General features: G+C 28.9%; 21 protein-coding genes. 3 read left to right on the top strand and 18 right to left on the bottom strand.

Going from position 1 to position 18,321, the window contains the following annotated elements:
• Positions 1-5: 5 nt before the first annotated feature.
• A complete protein-coding gene (gene lgt, locus L8V79_RS03760; protein WP_263668983.1) occupies positions 6-821 on the bottom strand; it encodes a prolipoprotein diacylglyceryl transferase in 816 nt (271 codons plus the stop codon).
• Positions 822-893: 72 nt separating this feature from the next.
• Between lgt and L8V79_RS03765 the strand changes: the two genes are divergently transcribed.
• Positions 894-1,691 carry a membrane lipoprotein lipid attachment site-containing protein gene (locus L8V79_RS03765; RefSeq protein ID WP_257938603.1) on the top strand — a complete coding sequence of 266 codons (798 nt, stop codon included), beginning with the start codon at positions 894-896 and terminating at the stop codon, positions 1,689-1,691.
• Here L8V79_RS03765 and L8V79_RS03770 read toward each other — a convergent pair.
• The 6 genes from L8V79_RS03770 to L8V79_RS03795 are packed head-to-tail and all read right to left on the bottom strand — an operon-like array spanning position 1,678 to position 5,867.
• A complete protein-coding gene (locus L8V79_RS03770; RefSeq protein WP_257938602.1) occupies positions 1,678-2,217 on the bottom strand; it encodes a hypothetical protein in 540 nt (179 codons plus the stop codon). The genes L8V79_RS03765 and L8V79_RS03770 overlap by 14 nt on opposite strands.
• Positions 2,201-2,755 carry a hypothetical protein gene (locus L8V79_RS03775; RefSeq protein ID WP_039627963.1) on the bottom strand — a complete coding sequence of 185 codons (555 nt, stop codon included), beginning with the start codon at positions 2,753-2,755 and terminating at the stop codon, positions 2,201-2,203. Before L8V79_RS03775 ends, L8V79_RS03770 begins: the two co-directional genes overlap by 17 nt.
• Positions 2,752-3,717, bottom strand: a complete 966-nt coding sequence (locus tag L8V79_RS03780) for a hypothetical protein (protein WP_263702537.1) — start codon at positions 3,715-3,717, stop codon at positions 2,752-2,754. Before L8V79_RS03780 ends, L8V79_RS03775 begins: the two co-directional genes overlap by 4 nt.
• 5 nt (positions 3,718-3,722) lie before the next feature.
• Entirely contained in the window at positions 3,723-4,346 is a 624-nt protein-coding gene (locus L8V79_RS03785) for a lysophospholipid acyltransferase family protein (protein WP_039617569.1), read from the bottom strand.
• Complete coding sequence (gene miaB / locus L8V79_RS03790) at positions 4,330-5,628, bottom strand: tRNA (N6-isopentenyl adenosine(37)-C2)-methylthiotransferase MiaB (protein ID WP_263702538.1); 1,299 nt, start codon at positions 5,626-5,628, stop codon at positions 4,330-4,332. Before miaB ends, L8V79_RS03785 begins: the two co-directional genes overlap by 17 nt.
• Positions 5,625-5,867, bottom strand: coding sequence for an HP0268 family nuclease (locus L8V79_RS03795; RefSeq protein WP_039617566.1), 243 nt, complete (start codon positions 5,865-5,867; stop codon positions 5,625-5,627). Before L8V79_RS03795 ends, miaB begins: the two co-directional genes overlap by 4 nt.
• 123 nt (positions 5,868-5,990) lie before the next feature.
• Here L8V79_RS03795 and nusA point away from each other — a divergent pair, with 123 nt between their 5' ends.
• On the top strand, positions 5,991-7,082 hold the full coding sequence (gene nusA / locus L8V79_RS03800; RefSeq protein WP_263702539.1) for a transcription termination factor NusA: 1,092 nt from the start codon (positions 5,991-5,993) through the stop codon (positions 7,080-7,082).
• Here the strand turns inward: nusA and L8V79_RS03805 are convergent.
• The 3 genes from L8V79_RS03805 to L8V79_RS03815 are packed head-to-tail and all read right to left on the bottom strand — an operon-like array spanning position 7,079 to position 9,941.
• Positions 7,079-7,432, bottom strand: coding sequence for a membrane protein (locus L8V79_RS03805; protein ID WP_012661066.1), 354 nt, complete (start codon positions 7,430-7,432; stop codon positions 7,079-7,081). The two genes, nusA and L8V79_RS03805, sit on opposite strands and share 4 nt — an antisense overlap.
• Positions 7,429-8,802 carry a cytochrome P450 gene (locus tag L8V79_RS03810; RefSeq protein WP_263702540.1) on the bottom strand — a complete coding sequence of 458 codons (1,374 nt, stop codon included), beginning with the start codon at positions 8,800-8,802 and terminating at the stop codon, positions 7,429-7,431. The genes L8V79_RS03805 and L8V79_RS03810 overlap by 4 nt, the downstream gene beginning before the upstream one ends.
• Positions 8,803-8,810: 8 nt before the next feature.
• Positions 8,811-9,941 (bottom strand): DUF829 domain-containing protein, encoded by a 1,131-nt coding sequence (locus L8V79_RS03815; protein WP_263702541.1) that lies wholly within the window; start codon positions 9,939-9,941, stop codon positions 8,811-8,813.
• A 164-nt stretch (positions 9,942-10,105) separates the two neighbouring features.
• On the opposite strand from L8V79_RS03815, the gene L8V79_RS03820 reads away from it, so the two are divergent.
• A complete protein-coding gene (locus L8V79_RS03820; protein WP_263702543.1) occupies positions 10,106-11,614 on the top strand; it encodes an SGNH/GDSL hydrolase family protein in 1,509 nt (502 codons plus the stop codon).
• On the opposite strand, the gene L8V79_RS03825 is transcribed toward L8V79_RS03820, so the two are convergent.
• From L8V79_RS03825 to L8V79_RS03860, 8 genes are read right to left on the bottom strand one after another with little or no spacing between them, the layout of a single operon-like run.
• Positions 11,611-12,789 (bottom strand): capsule biosynthesis protein, encoded by a 1,179-nt coding sequence (locus L8V79_RS03825; protein ID WP_263702545.1) that lies wholly within the window; start codon positions 12,787-12,789, stop codon positions 11,611-11,613. The two genes, L8V79_RS03820 and L8V79_RS03825, sit on opposite strands and share 4 nt — an antisense overlap.
• Complete coding sequence (locus tag L8V79_RS03830; protein WP_263702546.1) at positions 12,786-14,813, bottom strand: capsular polysaccharide biosynthesis protein; 2,028 nt, start codon at positions 14,811-14,813, stop codon at positions 12,786-12,788. The genes L8V79_RS03825 and L8V79_RS03830 overlap by 4 nt, the downstream gene beginning before the upstream one ends.
• Positions 14,814-14,853: 40 nt before the next feature.
• Positions 14,854-15,594 (bottom strand): glycosyltransferase family 2 protein, encoded by a 741-nt coding sequence (locus L8V79_RS03835; RefSeq protein WP_263702567.1) that lies wholly within the window; start codon positions 15,592-15,594, stop codon positions 14,854-14,856.
• Complete coding sequence (locus L8V79_RS03840) at positions 15,590-15,922, bottom strand: hypothetical protein (RefSeq protein WP_263702547.1); 333 nt, start codon at positions 15,920-15,922, stop codon at positions 15,590-15,592. The genes L8V79_RS03835 and L8V79_RS03840 overlap by 5 nt, the downstream gene beginning before the upstream one ends.
• Positions 15,923-15,924: 2 nt before the next feature.
• Positions 15,925-16,260: a nuclear transport factor 2 family protein gene (locus L8V79_RS03845; RefSeq protein WP_263702548.1), complete on the bottom strand. Its 336-nt coding sequence runs from the start codon at positions 16,258-16,260 to the stop codon at positions 15,925-15,927.
• Complete coding sequence (locus L8V79_RS03850) at positions 16,241-16,981, bottom strand: glycosyltransferase family 2 protein (RefSeq protein ID WP_263702549.1); 741 nt, start codon at positions 16,979-16,981, stop codon at positions 16,241-16,243. Before L8V79_RS03850 ends, L8V79_RS03845 begins: the two co-directional genes overlap by 20 nt.
• Positions 16,978-17,613 carry an HAD family hydrolase gene (locus L8V79_RS03855; RefSeq protein WP_126340662.1) on the bottom strand — a complete coding sequence of 212 codons (636 nt, stop codon included), beginning with the start codon at positions 17,611-17,613 and terminating at the stop codon, positions 16,978-16,980. The genes L8V79_RS03850 and L8V79_RS03855 overlap by 4 nt, the downstream gene beginning before the upstream one ends.
• Positions 17,606-18,241, bottom strand: coding sequence for a hypothetical protein (locus L8V79_RS03860; RefSeq protein ID WP_126340661.1), 636 nt, complete (start codon positions 18,239-18,241; stop codon positions 17,606-17,608). Before L8V79_RS03860 ends, L8V79_RS03855 begins: the two co-directional genes overlap by 8 nt.
• Between the last annotated feature and the right edge of the window lie 80 nt (positions 18,242-18,321).

Genomic DNA, 18,321 nt, shown 5'->3' on the forward strand with positions numbered 1-18,321 from the left:
AAAATTTATAAATTTTTTTTAATATTTCTTAAATAAAAAGATAAAAATAGTCCTAATAAAAACATTAATAAGCTCAATATCTGACCCATGCTCATACCAAAAGCAACAAAGCCTATGCCAAAATCAGGCTCTCTAAAAAACTCACATACAAAGCGCGCTAGAGCATACAAAATCGTATAGTAAGCAATCAATTCTCCATTGTATTTTTTATATTTTTTTATTAGTAATAAAATAGCAAAAACTACAAAACCTTCTAAAAATGCCTCATAAAGCTGCGATGGATGACGTAATATCCCATCTACATAAATACCCCAAGGTACTTCTGTAGCTCTACCAAATAATTCTTGATTTAAAAAATTTCCAATACGACCAAAAATATATCCACATGGCACACTAATAGCAACTAAATCTAAATATTTCCATAAATTTTGCTTATTTTTTTTACAAAAAGCATAAGTTGCTATTAAAAATCCAACAACAGCTCCATGGTAACTCATACCTCTAATCCCTACAAATTCTCCATTATAAAAGGGATTGAAAATTTGCCAAGGATGAGTAAGATACCATAAAGTATGCGCATCATAAATTAAAATATAACCTATTCTTGCACCTAAAATTACACCAATTTCTACCCATATAAAATAGCTATCAAGCATAGCTTTAGAAATTCCCATATTGTCTTTAATCGCATAGTATTTTGCAACCATTAAAGCAACAAGCAAAGCTAACACATACATAATGCCATACCAATGCACTTTTAAACCAAAAATTTCAAAAGCTACCACATCAAAATTTGCATAAATATTTTGCCAAAATTCCATAAAAAGCCCTTATTATAAAACATATAATATAGCAAAAAATTGTTATAATTATAAAAATCACAAGGAGAGAAAATGAAAAAAATATTATTATTTTTTAGCATAATTTTATTTTTAAGTGCTTGCGCTGGTAATCAAAAAACTTATTATATTTCTATGCCAAATTTTAAAAGTACTTTTGAAGAACACAACCACACAAATGCTAATAGCCCTAAAGTCAAAATCAATGATGTAGAAATTATAAAAAGTACTTTTTATAGTTCATATTTTGAGCAATCTACTCTAAATCAAAGAATCAACAAAAGCTTAGAATTACTCAAAAAACAACTTTTAGAAGATAGTAAAGCATTGCTTCAAAGTAAAGGATATACTATAGATAATGAAAATCCTGATTATATTTTTAATATAGTTATCAATGCTAATTTATATGAAGATAAGGTTAGAAGAAATTCAAGTCTTGGTGGCGATAGCGTAGAGTCTTCTTTTATGATCATTTTAGAAGCTCAAAGTCATTTAAATAATTTACATCAAGAAGATACTTTCCAAAGCACAACAAGCTCGGCAAAATTAAACGATCCTATTATTTTAAATTATCCTATAAAAGGACAAGCAAGTATAGAAAGCTTTAGAGAGGTATACAGTGCTGTTCCAACCCAAGTTAATGAAAGTCTTGCAGCAAGTGCTTTAGAAATTGATAAAGTTTTTGTTACTTTTTATAAAGAAATCACATCTAGTTTAAAAACTAGTATAAAAGAAATCAAAGAAGAGCCAAACACGCAAGAAAACTCAGAAATTCAAGATGTAAAACAAGATGATAAAAAAGAAGAAGAAATTTCTCCCTATCAAAATAATGAAGTAATCATCTTTGAATAGCTTGTGCGTAAAACACTTTGATCTTAAATTTAAGATTGATGTGTTTTTCTTCGGATTTAAACTCCACAGGAGTGCTAACTTCTATTAAATTTTTATATCTTTGCAAATCATTTAAAAAAGAATAAAAAGCTTGAGGATTTTTCATCTTTACATTAGCTCCAAATTGATACTTTAGATACTCTTGCTCTTTTTTAATAGGAATAAGATTGATTTTTACATCATCAAAGTAATTTTTCATAAATTCTAATAATTCTTTTTGTGAAAATTCTGCATTGATTTGAGCTAAATTTTGCGCATTTACCTTTTGAAACTCATCAATAACTTTTTCTAAAGCTTGCAGCTCATTTATTGCTTTAGTGTTTTGAATTTGCTGGGTTGCTAATCTTGAATGTTCGATTTTATAATCTTTCAAAAAAGGCACGATTAAGAATAAAATCAAAATCGCACAAAGTGCTACAAATGAAAAAGAATAAATTAATATCTTTAATACATCAGCTTCTTCTAAGCTTTTATCGTTTTTGCTCATACATTTCCTCTGGTATAGTGATATTTACACTTACAAAGCGATACCACCCATTTTCTAATTGATAATAACTTGTTTGAGAATTGGAAAAAATACTTCTTAATGGAGCTTCTAATAACAATGCAAACATCTCTTTAGTAGGTGTAATGCCTCTTAAAATAAGTGATCTATCTTCCATTAAAACCTCATCTAAAGATATGTTTTTAGGCACTAGAGTAAAAAGATTTTGAATGCTTTTTAATAAAACTTTATTTTTACCATTTTCTTGCTCTTGCTCTAAATCTCCCAAAATCAACTCTGCTTTATCATTTTGTCTTACTAATTCTTGATATTTAAGCTTATTTGCATTAATTTGTGCGATAATTTGGGCTAACTCTTCTTTTTTATTATCAAGTTGCACAGACGCATAATAGCTTTTAAAAACTACCACAATAAATACTACAAAAATCAAAGCAACACTAATACTAGTAAAATAAATCCAAATTCTAGTAAAAAGATTAAAAACAGGTTTTATCTTAGGTTTGATTAGACTATATCTCATAGTTTTAAGTCCTTCACCATAAGTTCATTCATCAAATTTAAAGTATCTACAAGTTCTACTTTAGGTTTTATAAAAAGTTCATTTTCTAAATAATCAAGCGAGGTTGGGCTAAAACTTTCCTCATCAAAAATCACAATTTCTTCCAAAAAGCTATTATCATACAAAGGATTTTGATAAAATTCTTTTACACTTGAGATGATGTATTCTATCATTTTCATATCTGAGCTAAAATTTTCTAAAGACTCAATAGGAAGTTCTTCTTTTTCTTCATCTAATTCCTCAAGTTTATCAAGCTCTTGACTCATTTCTTCTAAACTTTTTAAGTCATAATTTTGCTCATTTTCTTCTTCTTGATTTTCATCATCAATTTGTAAATCAAATTCTTCTTTAATATCATCAAAAAAATCATCTTCATCATAATTTTGACTAGCTATATTAAAATAACTTCCAAACAATATAGTCTCATTTTTACAAATTAACATCGCAACAAAGTCATGGTATCTATACACATAAAGGCCTATTTTTTCTTCAAAACCTTTATTTACCATACAATGATAAAGCAAAGAAAAAGGCGAATAAAGCAAATCCAAACCGCCAAAAGCCTCATATTCTTGCTCATATGAGCTTAAAGAATGATTAGATGCATACAATAAACCATTATTAAAAGAAATACACTTAACACTACTTGCATCGACACCAAAATTAGAAAGATCTTTAAAATTTGAGCTTGGCACAACGCCTTGTGCAATAGGAGTAAAAAAAGTGCATATATAATAAATTTGAAAATCTTTAGTTAAATTTTTTACATATTCTATGGCTTTTTCTTTATCTTCAAAGCTTTTTTCAAAAGTATCAACAGCTTGGGATTTTTTCCAAGTATGACATCTTATAATGTATTGTTTTTCATCATAGCAAATACATACTAAAAGTTGCAAAATATATTTTCTAAAAAAAGATAACATAGTGTTTATCCTTTGTCTATTTGACTTATCATATCAAATTTTTCTTTTATCAATACTTTAGCTTCTTCTAAATTTAAATTTTGTATTTTGATTTCTTCACTTAGTCTATAGGTAATCTTAGAAAAAGGTTTAGGTAAGATCATTTTATCCCAACTTTTAAATTCCCAAAAAGAACTTGCTTCATAATTTAGCAAAAAAAGTGGAGCATTTTTTTTCAAAGCTATCATCACAGAACCATCTGAAACACTATGATAAGGCCCTCTTGGCCCATCTGGAGTGATAATCACATCATCACCTTGATCTAAAATTTTAAAAGATTGTTTTAATAAAGCCAAAGCACCTTTGCTTGTACTACCTCTTAAAGTATCCAAACCAAAAAAGGCAATATTTCTAGCAATGATTTCTCCATCTTTATGGTGTGAAATCATCACATAAGCCTTTTTTCCTTTAATACCCATTTTACGATAAGCAAAAGGCATTAGAGCAAGACGCCCATGCCAAAAAAGTATCACACATGATCTTTTTGGAAGCTTTTGCCCTAAATAAACCTTTCTACAAGTTAAAAAAATCAGCCATTGTAATAAAAAAATTCCAAAAGCTAAAAGATTAATCTTAAAGGATTTCGCCATTTAACACCATACGCCTAGGATTGGTGATTTTTACTTTTTTCATTTGTCCTAATAACTCTTCACTACCTTTAACTTGAATCAAAAAGTTATTATCACTTCTACCTGCTACAAAACCTTCACTTCTTAATTCTTCAAATAAAACTTCAAATTCTTTATCTTTTTGTTTTGCAACAATTTCATCTAAAATTTCTGTATGTCTTGCTTGTAAAATACTCAAGCGTTTTGAAGCTATATCATCAGGAATTTGATTTGGCATAATTGCAGCTTTAGTTAGTGGTCTTTTAGAGTATTTAAAAGAAAACATTTGCTCAAATCGCACTTTTTCAAGCACATCCATAGTATCTTCAAAGTCTTTATCGCTCTCACCTGGAAAAGCTACAATCACATCAGTAGAAATACTCACATCCTTACACATAGAACGCAATTTCAATGCTCTATCTAAATACCACTCTTTAGTGTAACCGCGTTTCATAGCCTTTAAAATTTCACTCGAACCGCTTTGTAAAGGCATATGCATAGACTTACATACTTTAGGATTTTTAGAAAAAACCTCTAAAAATCTATCATCCATATGTAATGGGTGTGGGCTTGTAAAGCGAATACGCTCTAAACCTTCGATTTCACTTAATTTTTCTAAAAGATCTGAAAAATTAATCTTTTCATGTGCATTAGAAAATCTTTTGCCATAATTATTAACATTTTGTCCTAGTAAAAAAATCTCTTTAGCACCTTTAGAAACAGCTTTCAATGCTTCATTTTTAATAATCTCAAAAGGTATAGAAATTTCATCTCCTCTTGTGTGAGGCACTATACAATAAGTACAATGTTTATCACAACCTATAGAGATATTAATATAGGTTTTATAAAGGCTGTTTCTAAAATCTGCAAAAGCATAATTACTCTCATCAAAATCTATATCATTACCTAAAAATTTTGGCGTATTTACAGCCTTTGTGATCTTAGAAACATTTCTAGCACCCAAAACAAAATCCACATTTGGAGCACGCTTAAAAATCTCATCTCCTAAGTGTGAAGCAGTGCAACCACAAACTCCTATTTTAGCGCCATTTTTTTTGATTTTTTCAAAACTTCCAACTTCTGAAAAAAGCTTATGCACAGGCTTTTCACGTACTGAGCAAGTATTGATTAAAATCAAATCTGCTTCTTTTGCATCTTGAGTTAATTCGTAATTTTCTTTTTCTTTAAGTTCGGCTACCATATGCTCTGAATCACGCACATTCATAGCGCAACCTAAAGTTTGTATAAAAAGTTTTTTACTCAAAGAATGTGTACCTCATACATAAAATCTGTATCATCTAAACCATATTTGATCGTTCTATGATAAACACATTTTCCTTTTTTTTCAAAATGCTCTACTAAAGCGATTAATTGCTTATGTGCATTGTCTTTATCAAAATAGAAAAATTTTTGACCTTCTTTATCCACAGCCTTTTCAATACTTTCTAAACTTATACTTTTTGGCTTTTCATCAACAGAGGTTCTTGCTATTTTTAAATCCATATCATCATCCTCAAGTTTTTTTAATCTGAAATTATAGCAAATTTTACTTTTAATTAAACTTATTAAAGATATAATTTTATTCTTCAAACTTTTAAAATCCAAAATTAAGGTTGTATTGTCATTATGGAAAAAATCACAGATATAATTGAATCCATTGCTAATGAGAAAAATTTACAAATAGAAGATGTAAGAGAAAGAGTTAAAAAAGCACTTATTAATACTGCTAAGAAAATTTATGGTGATAAGTATGAATTTTTTGTTGATTCAGGTAAAAATTTACAACTTTATCAAAAAATCATCGTAGTAGCTGATAATGACGAAAGATTAGAAAATGAAAATGAGCATTTTATCGCTTTAAGTAAAGCAAGAACGGAAGCTAAAGATGTAGAAATTGGTGATGAGCTAACTTATGAATGTTCTTTAGAAAATTTAGGTCGTACTGCTGTAAATATCTTACATAAAGAATTAGAATATAACATTCAAAAACTCTTAGAAGAAAAAATCTATGAAAAATACCAAAAAATGGTAGGGCACATGGTTTTTGGTAGCGTGGTAAGAGTAGATAGTGAAGAAAATACTTATGTAGAAATTGATGAGTTTCGTGCATATTTACCTAGAAAAAATCGTATCAAAGGTGAAAAATTTAAAGTAGGCGATGTGATTAAAGCTGTTATTAGACATGTATATATTGATAAATCAGGTATGAGAATGGAGCTTAGTAGAACTAGCCCTAAATTTTTAGAAGCTTTATTAAAAGCTGAAGTTCCTGAAATCAAAGATGGTCTTATAAATATTTATGCAAGTGCAAGAATTCCAGGCGAGAGAGCAAAAATCATCTTGCAAGCTAATAGCCCAAGTGTTGATGCAGTAGGAGCAACTGTAGGCATAAAAGGAGTTAGAATCAATGCTGTAAGCAAAGAATTAAAAAATGAAAATATCGACTGCATTGAGTATTCTAACGAAATGGCAATTTTAATCACAAGAAGCTTAGCTCCAGCCATTATAAACTCAGTTAATATCGAAGATAAAAAAGCTATTGTAACGCTAAATAGCGAGCAAAAAAGTAAAGCCATAGGAAAAAGTGGTATCAATATACGCCTAGCTAGTATGCTTCTTGGATATGAGATAGAACTTAATGAAGTAAATAATGAAGATAAAACTAATAACCAAGAAGAAGCGTTTAAAAACCTTAAAGCTTTATTTGGAGAAAACTAAAGCTGCTTACCGACAGTTTGTTCGGTAAGCTTTCTTTCTAAAACTAAATCCACTATAGGTTGTTCTCTTTTATTTGCCTTTTGGCAGTGATTTTTGTCAAAAAAATCTGTGATTTTAATAACTATTTTAGCCCATCTTTTATCGCGTTCCCTCCAAGCATGAGATGATAAAGACTCCCAAGCATAACCATTAAACAAAGTAGCATTGACAAAATGATCAAGCGCTCTCACACCTTGTCTAACCCTAGCAGGATTACCAAAAGTACCCACTATAACAATAAAAAGATAACTAACCACCGCTAAAGGAACAATAGCGCAAAGTAGTATAGTTCCTGCTAATTTTTCTTTCATTTTTGCCTTTTTGTAAATCTTATATTCATACCATTTGCTGATCTTATAGTAAGTCTTCCTACTATATCAGGTATAAAATTTTCTTCTAATTCTAACTTATAAGTCCTTAAAATATTAGCTAAAATCAAAACAGCCTCTTGCATAGCAAAACCCTGCCCTATACACACACGCTCTCCCATACCAAAAGGCATATAAGTGTCTTTTTTAATCTTGCTTTTATCTTCATGGCGACTTGGATCAAACTCATGTGGATTTTCCCAAAAACTATCATGTCTATGAATAAGCCATGGAGCTACAACTACGCCTGAACCTTTTTTAATAAGCTTATCTCTCATTTTGCTTTCATTTCTTGCTTCTCTAGCAAAAAAACCAACTGGTGGATAAAGTCTTAAGCTTTCTTTAAACACATTAGTAACATACTTCATCGCTCTAATATGTTCTATCTTAAACTCCTCATCACCTGCAACTTGCATGATTTCTTCATAAGCTTTTTGTTGCTCATCTGGAGAAATACTTAAAATATATAGCGTCCAAGTTAGTGAGCTTGCAGTAGTTTCATGGCCTGCTAAGAAAAGCATGGCAACTTGGTCTAAAATTTCATTAAAAGAAAATCTCTCATTAGTATCTGCATCGACTACCATAAGCAATGATGATAAAATATCTTCATATTTTCCTTGATCATTTAGGGCGTTATCATATCTTGGCTTTATAATATCTGATAAAACCTTGCGTATAACTCCACCTGCTTTAAGTCTTTTTCTCTCGCCCAAAAGATTTGAAAGCCAAGTTGGAAAGCGAAACATTCTTCGCATAGCTGTTTTAACTGTTTCTTCTTGCACAGTTACAAAAGCATCCAAAACAAGTTTGCCTTTTTGCTCATCAAGTTTTGATGACATGATAGTTCTAAAAATCACATCTGCAGTCACAAAAGTCATAGCTTCATCTACTTCTACAATCGCTTTATCTTCATACTTTGCAAATCTTGCCATCATATCAGAAGCTGCTTCACTCATTAAATTAAAAACCTTAGAAATCCTTGTCATTTCAAAAGAAGGCCTTAAAAGTTCTCTTTGCTTTTCCCATACTCTATCATTAGTTGTAAAAATGCTTATACCTAAAAGTGGCTCTAAAAGTTCATGTAAAAGTTGGCTTTTTGGGTATTCTCTAACCTCATCTACCATGATGCGTCTAACTTCTTTTGGATCATTTACTACATATAGATCAAATCCAGGCATTTTTACTCTGCCCATCATCATTTTATAGCTTCGCTCATAAAGTCCATCAAGCCATGATCTTCTTTTTAACAAAAAAGTGGTTAATGTAGAAGCTTTATTTTTATAAGGCTTTGGATGAAAAGGACATTGACCCATGTTTTCTCCTATTTGATTTTTTCTTCTAGTTTATTTTTACCTATGATAAATTCAAAAAAGTTATATACTCCTTGAATTTGCGTGGCAAATAAATATAAAAAATGTGCTTTATATTTGTCTTTTTTGATTTTTTTATAATCTTTATTTTTATATAAGGTATGAAATTTAGCCGAAAGGTATTTTGGACTAAATTGTGCTTTTACTCCGCTTGTGCGTATAAAATCAACTTGTGCAAAACAAGCCCCATCGATAATAGAAGTAAAATCATACCATATTAAATTTTTACTTCCTAAATACTCTAAATCTTTTCTAAACCCAAAAGATCTTTTTTGATAGCTTACTAAAGGTATACACTCACCTAAAGTTAAAACTTTTAAATTTTCAAAAGAAATATTTTCTTTTTCGCATTTTCTAAGTACTTTTGCTAAAACATTTATGCAAAGCACCGTTCCTACGCTATGTGCGCTTAAGATGAGTTCATAATTTTTATCATTTACATTTTCTTTTAGTTTTTCAAAAATAACTCTAGCAAAATCATCCATTCTTAACTCAAGCTCACCTTGAGAATTTTTCTCCCAGTTTGTACAAAAAGAACAAATTCTAGCTATCCAAAAAACAGCCAATTTCTTGCCTAATTTATAAAGCATTTTTGGTAAAAATACTAATGATAAAATAAAGGCTAAAATTCCCAAAACAATATGAAAATTTTGCAAATAAAACAAGCTTCCAAAAGCACAAAATAAAGTAAAAATCAAACTCAAAAGTACATAAAAAAATGGATAATAACCTGTGATAAGTTGGTGTGGGGATTCCTTACCAAATTTTAAAAAAAGCCCTGTGATGGTATAAATTCTAAAAAAACTATAACAATCACTCAAAGCATCTTTTATACCTTCTGACCAGTTTTTTTTGACTATATCATTCCAGCTTAAAAAGGTATAAGTAGTGCTTGTATATGGGGTTTGAATTTGCCAAGAAGGATAAGCATTAACTTGAGCTTTTGATAAAGTATAATCATAATTTAAAAGTGTATTTTGCTCGGTTAAATTTTTTTTAAACATAGCATAATAATGCCTATATCCTCTAGGATCATAACCAGCTATATAAAAAACATCTCTTTTTTGACACAATTTATCCATTAAAATCCCAAATAAACTCAAAATGAATTTAAAAATATAGCTAAAGTTGTTATCTTTGTCAAATGCTTATTTAAAGGCAAAATAAGGGGTTTTTGCTCTGAAATTATTCATTAAAAAATATTTTATAAAATAAATAAAAATTATTAAACTATGGAAAGGTTTAAATGAATGTAATCTTACTAGGTGGTAGCAATAGTGTAGTTAAAAATGGTCTTAGAATAGGTCTTGAAAATAAAGACATTACACTACATAATTATGCTTTAGGGCTTAGCACTTCTTTACAAAATCTTTATGAGTTAATACGCCATAAAGATACTATACATAAAAGTGATTTTCTCATTAGCGAATCAAATATCAATGATTATTTAAGCCCTATGAGTTTAAATATTATACTTAGAAATATTGACTATTTTTACGAAGAACTTTACAAAACAAATAAAATCACCATAGTGCTTATACTCCCCATACCAGCTTGTAATGACAAAACAAAAGCTATCAATGAAGCTCATAGGAAAAATTGTGCTTATTATGGTTTCAATCTAATTGATGTAGATCTTTACTACCAAAAAAATAATCTTTATGATTTTAATCAAAACTATAATTTTCATCCTATACCACTAGCTATGCAAGAGCTTGGAAAAAACATCATTGAAAATTTACACAGCTTTAAAAAATCCAAAGAAAATATCATTTGCTCAAAAAGAAAATTTCATATCTTTACACCTTCAAATTTAACCAAAATGGAGCATAAAAACTCATTTTTTTGTGAAAAAACTACAAAGATTAAAGCTAATGAAAAAATCATTTTTCCAAAAGAGCTAAAAAACTATCAAATCTTAGGCATGCACACTTGGAATCACACTAACTCATCAACCCATGCTATATCATCTATAAGCATTGAAAACTCATCTTTTAAATTGGTAAAAAATTTTGGGCTTATCAATACTTTTCAAGATATACAAAATGAAAAAGCAATTTGTGATGAACAAACCTTTTTGTATGTTAATACACAAGTTATCAAACAAAGCGAAGAAAGTTCTGGCTTAAGCATAGCAAATGAAAAAACACCAAGGCTTGATTATGTAGACTTAATAGGAATTTTACTTTTAGAAAATGATAATGATAAAAAAATAGAATGTAAGAATTATCTTACAAATACTCATGATTTTTTAATACCGCCTATAGCATTTTATAAAGAATTAGCACTAGAATATTATGAACTAAAAAAACTTAACACACAAACTTTTCTACAAAGTCAAAATCATAGTCTTTTGCGTTTTTTAAACCACAAAGGCTTAAAAAATGAATATGAAATATTCATCCATCAAGACAATAGGCTTTATGGAGCTAGTTTAAGAATAAAAGAAAGACTAAGCTATAAGCTTGGAGAAATCATCATAAAAAACAGTAAAAGTTATCTAGGGTATTTTAAAATACCTTTTGAATTAAGAAAAGTCAAAAAAGAGCATTTTAAAAATCAAAAAGATCAAAAAAATCTACCGCCATTAAAAGCTTATGCGGATTATAAACAAGCTCTTATTGCGAAAACACATCTGTCTTATATTTTAGGTAATACACTTTTGCAAGCTTCAAGAACTCCTTTTAAAATAGGCTATTTAAGCTTACCTTTTAAACTTAGAAAAATTGCAAAAAACTATAAAAAGAAATTTTAACCTAAACTAGTATTTTTGAAAAAATTCCCATTTACTTGGGTTTTATATATCACATAATTTCTAAATTTAGCATGTAAAACCGCATCAGGTTTATATGCTCTGCATTCTTTCCAAAAAGTATGCAAGCTTTTTTGATAAGTCAAACCTTCTATATCATAAAAAGCTTTTCCCATAACCTTTAAAGGACTATTATGATATAAAGCAGAAAGTCCTACTGTGCTATTTATCACTATAGTGCCTCTTGCATCGATTAAAAGCGTAGGTAAATGCAAATCATGTATATATAAAATTCTACCCTCGACATTATATTTTAAGCTCAAATCTTCTATAAGCTTAGCATAATCTCTATAACCACGATCCATAGGATGGTGTTTAAAAACTAGATATGACTTTGCTTTAGCATGATTAGCAAAAGAGATGATCACTTCTTCTATAAATTTTTCTGTAGTTTTTTTATAATGATGGGAGAGTTGAGTATCATTATGCACTTGTAAAATAGCTAAAAAATACTTTTGTTTTAGAGAAAGAATTTTTTCATTTAAACTTTTTTCTGTGATTTTGTATTTGTTTTTTCTATATACTGAGCAAAACCAAGGTAAAAAATCAAATAATTTTAAACTTCTATGGTGTAAAGAATTATTAAAATACCAAGAAAACAAAAAAGCAAAAAGCCAATATAAAAACGAAGCAAAGGCCATATTTCTAAAAGTGCTTGAGAAAGTTTTAAATTTAAAATCTTTATCAAATTTTTTCTGACTTAGATAAAATTCTTTTTCTCTTGGTAAAGTGGAGTTTGCATTCACTCCGTCTTTTTCAAAAGTAATAAAATTTGGTCTTATATAACCTTCTTCAAAAATCCATACTTCAATATCCATTTGTTTAGCAACACTAATGGCGATTTCATGAACTTTTCTACAATCATTGTACATAATAACAACTTGAATTTGTTTTTCTTCAAAAAGCTTTTTATAAAAGTCTTCAAGCTCGGCTAAACTTTTAGTGTAATTAATGCTTTTAAAAGGGTAAAATAAAAAATCCCCTCCATTAAAATTTATTTTATAAATCTTAGCTTTTGGAATTTTTGTAGCGATTTTACGAAAAAATCCTCCCACAGGTCCTTGGAGCAATAAAACATTTTTACCAGAAAATTTTTTTAACTTTTTACTTAAATTCATCTAATCAAAATAAATTCTACTAATCTTCTTATTTTTCTTAATATATAAATTCTTATATCTATAAACCAACGCAAATAAAATTTAGAAAAATAATCTTTTTGCATTTTTAACATTATATCTAAAGCAAGCTCAACTTCACATAAATTTTTACTTTTTGGATGGATGTATCTTGGATAAAGGATCAAAACCCCCGCAACAAGCTCTTCTAAATTAAGCACTCTTGTACGTCTTGGGATTTCATGTAAATCGCTTGTCAAACCCCAGCCTGCATAAAAAGGCTTACCATACACTACTACTTTTTTGCCACGCAAAAGGGCGTCAAAACCGCTTGTGGAAGTTATAGTATGTACTTCATCACTCGCATTTATAGCACTATCTATACTGACATTTTCTATAATCTCATCACAGTATTTTAAAATAATACTTTTATCTTTTAAACCCTTACGATTACCGCTTAAAACATCAGGGTGAGGTTTAAAAACTATAAAGGCGTTTTCATTAGCTTTTCTTACACTTTGTAAAAGTTTTAAGGTATCATAACCTGCACCACCTAAAATCATAGAAACATCATCTTCTACTTGAGCAGGGATTAAAATAATTTTTTTGTTGGTATTAAAATTTAATTTTTCATGCTTTAAACCATTATACTTTGAAAATTTATTTTGTGTAATGGTAGTAATGAGTTTTTTAGCTCTTTGTTTTAAGCTTTCATCGAAAATGTGATTTTGCAAAATATCTTCTAAATCGCTTGGCTTACTTGGATCAACATATAAGCCTTTACTATCTACTATCAAAGAAAAAGGGCGTGTAAGGTCTGAACCTAAAAATACCGAGCGTAAAAAGCCATCTTCTACTAAGAAAATTGCATTTTTAAAATCTTTAGCCAGTAAAGCTTTATCATGCTTTTTACCCCAAATGAAAATTTTATCCTCAGAATCCAAATTCGCTTTGTAAAGTTCATCTAATGAGTTTAAAAAAATGATTTTATTATTTTTAGCTTCAAAAAAAGGTCTTACAAACTCTCTTTTCCATTTAGAAAAACCCAAAAAATACAAAGTATTTGAATTAGCTTGTTCTATCTTTTTATACTTTGCTAAAGTATGAATAGTGTCAAAAATATCACTTTTTTGATTTAAGTAAGGATTAAAATACTCACTATATAAAATATAAGCAGCATAAAAAACCTCTTCTAAAGTTCTTTTTTTAAATCTTCTTTTGCACACTTGTTTATCTTGAGTCAAACCCCAACCTGCATAAAATGGCTTGCCATAACATACACATTCTCGCCCTAACATCAAAGCTTCAAAACCCATGCCAGAAGTTTTAGTATAGACTTTCTTAAAATGACTTAATAATTCTATGGGATTATAATTTTCTTTTATAACTACACATTTACTTGGTAAATCTTGCACAACAAAATCACTTTGTTTTTTACCACTTAACACATCAGGATGAATTTTAATGTATATTTTAGCATTTGGATTTTCTTTGATAGCTTCATTTATGATATCTTGAGTTGAAAAATTCTCAGCTAAACCAAATTTAAGAGAAGCATCATTTGCTACTTGAGTGATGATTAATACGCGTTCTTCATTAGATCCAAAAAGCTCTCTTGGCACACAAAGATTATTATTATATTTACTAAGTTTTTCTTTTTTAATAAGCTCTATGGCTTTTTTTGCTTGTTCTAGCTCTCCGGTACTAAGCTCATAAGAATTTAAAATATTTTCAAGTTTAGATGGTGCAGTTGCATCGTAATAAATTCCCACATCATCTTTGACGATAGAAAAACTTGGACTATTTTCTATACCCAAATTCAATGAACGCAAAAAGCCATCTTCTAAAAGCAAAAATTTTACACTATGCTTTTTAGATAGTTCTATGGCTTTTAAACCTGACTTTTTTCTACCCCAACCTACAAAAATATCTTCTTTGACAATATTTTTGTAGAAACGATATAAAGTTATCTTATAAAATTTTTTAACATTTTCTTTTAGTTTTTTTGATACGGTATAAAATTTCATAATTTTCTCTTTTTTATAGAAAATCAAATATAAAGCATAATTAGAAGGTCGTATCCATTTCCTGATATCTAATATATTTTTCTAAATCTTCAGGGGTTCCAATACCATGCATTTGTTTATAATCAATGTTATATATACCTATTTTTGCTTTATCTTTTATCGCATAATTGTATACAGGACAAGTATAAAATTCACCATTTACACGGTCATTTTCTATAATCATATTTATCGCAGAATTTACAAATATACTCCCTCTATTAAAATAATAAATTCCAACTGTAGCTATATCAGAAATAACTTCTTTTTCCTTTACATATTCTACAGTATTATGTGAATCTAATTTAACAAAAGACCATTTTGGATTTTTCTCACTATCTATAAAAGTTAAAATCGATCCATCTAATCTGCGTTTGGTGCAATCTTTAATATATTCATTAATATCCATATCAACTATTTGATCAGAATTTGCTATAAGCAATGGTATTGCATTATCAATCTTACTTTTAGCATAAAGAACCGTACAAGCAGTACCTTCTGTTAATTTATCTATACCTATAAAATGCACATTAAATTTTGATCTTATATATTCAACTAGCGCCTGTTCGTTTTCAAGGTGTTCCTTTCTAGCTATTAGAATATAATTAGCATTTGGAATATATAAATTTTCAAGCACTCTAATAATCATTGGTTTACCTAAAACATCTATAAATGGTTTTGGTTTTAAAAATCCAGCTTTAGCAAAACGACTACCAAGGCCAGCCATAGGTATGACAACATTAATCATTTATTTCTCCCATATATTTATCTTCGTTGGCTCCTGGAATTTTTACCACTACTGTAATAGTATCTTCCAAAGCTTTAAAATCTGTAGATTCTTTTGGATATATAACTATAATATCATTTTTTGCATATATTTTACTACCCATTTGCACCTTACCCTCAATAATTACAGTAATTTCGGTGGCTATTTTGTGATAATGTTTATCTTCATAATCATCTTTTTTATAACATTTTACACCAACTTCAACCAAATCTGTTTTTACAACACTTGGATCAAAATTTCCAACAAACCAACCGCGAATCATATCTTGTAAGCTAAATATTTCCATTTTCAATCCTTAGGAATATCTAAATAAGCTCTCAATTCTTTCATCTTTTCATTTTCCCACTTAATAATATCTACACCTTCCAATCTTTGTTTATCCAACATCAGCACAAACTCAATGATCGTAACATCACCTTCCATATAAATATTCTTAGCGCTAAAACTCAATTTATCACAACTATTAAATATATTCTTTACAATTTCCAAAGATTTACTTTTTCCTTCCACTCTTTTAACAATAGGATCTTCAAGTACAAAATCATCATCAAGAAGTAAAGATACGCCATTTAAGTCTTTCTCGCTAAAAACTTTTATATATTGTCTAGTTAACTCTTTTAGCATTTTTTATCCTTTCATATTCACTGATTTTAGCATGACTATAAAAAGTAAAGTAGTGATTCGGATCAATAGTTACATTGATCACTTTTTTATTTTTTAAAATTAACTCATTTAAAGTTGAGGCTATGTAATATTTTCCCATATAATTTACATCTTTTTTTATAACATTTTTAGCAGCATTGAATAACAAATCTAAATTCTTAAAATAATAAAATCCAGCAATAGCATTTTTACTTATAGGTTTTTTCTCAAAAGACTCTAAAACCAAATTATTATCTTCGTTACATTTTACATAAGCCCATCTTGGATGAACATTCTCAAAACTTAACACACCAGCATCGCATTGCTCAAAATTAAAAAGAATCTCTCTTAAATCATACTCAAAAATTTGATCCATATTAACCACTAAGACAGGATTTTCCTTTTGTATGTCATCTACAGCCATCATAACCGAGCAAAGCATTCCTTCTGTCTCATTTTTTAGAACTGTTATTTTACATTTACCATCAGTTAAGACATTAATAGCATCATCTAAATGATACCATCTAACATCATCTTGTTTTAAAATAAAAACAAAACGTTTTTCTTTCACACTATCATAGTTTCTTATGAAATGTTCTAACATAGTTTTGCCACAAATTTCAATAAATGGCTTTGGAAAGCCATCTTTATCTTTGCTAAAGAAAAAACTTTTACCCGCCAAAGGAACAACTATATCAATCATCTATTCTCCTTTTGGAAGTTATTAATATGCTTTAAGATATTTTCATAATTAACTTCAGTGATTTCTTCCACTATCATTACATTAGCTCCACTAGCTCTAGCTGCTTTTATACCGTTTTCATTATCCTCTATAATCATACATTCTTTTGGGTGCAAATTCATTTTTTCTATAGCCTTGTTATACATCTCAGGATCAGGCTTTCCTTTTTTAACATCTTCATTAGAAATGTAAAAATCTAAATACACATCAAGAGAAGCTTTTTGCATCATTACTTCTATAGTATTTCTAATAGAATTAGAACATACAGCCATCTTATAACCACTCTCTTTAAGTTTAGAAAGAGCATATTCATGGTGAAATCTTGGTTTACATAAACTATAAACCAAATCCATGGTGTATTGTTGCTTTAGCTCATTAATAAATCCATGTAAGCCCATAGGTAAACCTTTTTCCAAAGAAAGCATTTTTAGTTTATCTTTTGTTGGTAAACCATCAAAGGTTGTAAGATGTTCTATACGGGAAATTTCCATTCCAAAAAGTCTTAATGCTTTATTTAACGCCTCATAATGCCAATCTTTAGCTTCAATCAAAACGCCATCCATATCAAAAAGTATTGCTTTAATCTTAAACATTAAAAAACTCCCTTGCTTGAATAGGATAATCTGTACAAAGCATCAAACTATCATCGTTATCTAATTTTTTAGATATTTCTTTATATTCTTGCCACTCTTTTTTAAAATCTCTTTTATGTAATTCAGGGGAAACAATACATATTTTTTTATTATTTTCTAAATGCTCCCGAATAATCTTCTCATCAATCCAATGTTCATAAAATTCATCCATCCATACTCCACATGCTTCATTATAAAAACTAGGTTGTTTTTCATATTCACTTTGTCTTGTAAAAACATTAAAACCTGCTTTTATATAGAGCAAAGTATCTGGAATTGACATATCAAATACAAAGTAGCTATTAATATCATATTTCTCTAAAAATTCTTTCAAAATTCTTTGAAGTCCATCGGCTTTTATATTTAACGCCAAAGGAAAATTATTAGAGAATCTTTTATATAAAGCAAAAAAATCATCTAGAGTCAAACAATTGCTATTTGGCATATCATGTGATATAACAATTTGCTCTAACATATCTCGCAAGTCAGTCTCAACACCAAAATCGTTACAAAAACTTCGCTCAAACGCAAGCAAAGCATTCTTTTCACTTTCCTTAACCCAAAATCCTCTATGAGCAATAATTTTCACAAACAACTCCTTGTTATAACTAAACCTATACAATCATAAATAATACCATAACACAATAAAACACAAACTTAAAGTACACA

Source organism: Campylobacter sp. IFREMER_LSEM_CL2194 (assembly GCF_025771685.1).
Lineage (GTDB): Bacteria > Campylobacterota > Campylobacteria > Campylobacterales > Campylobacteraceae > Campylobacter_D.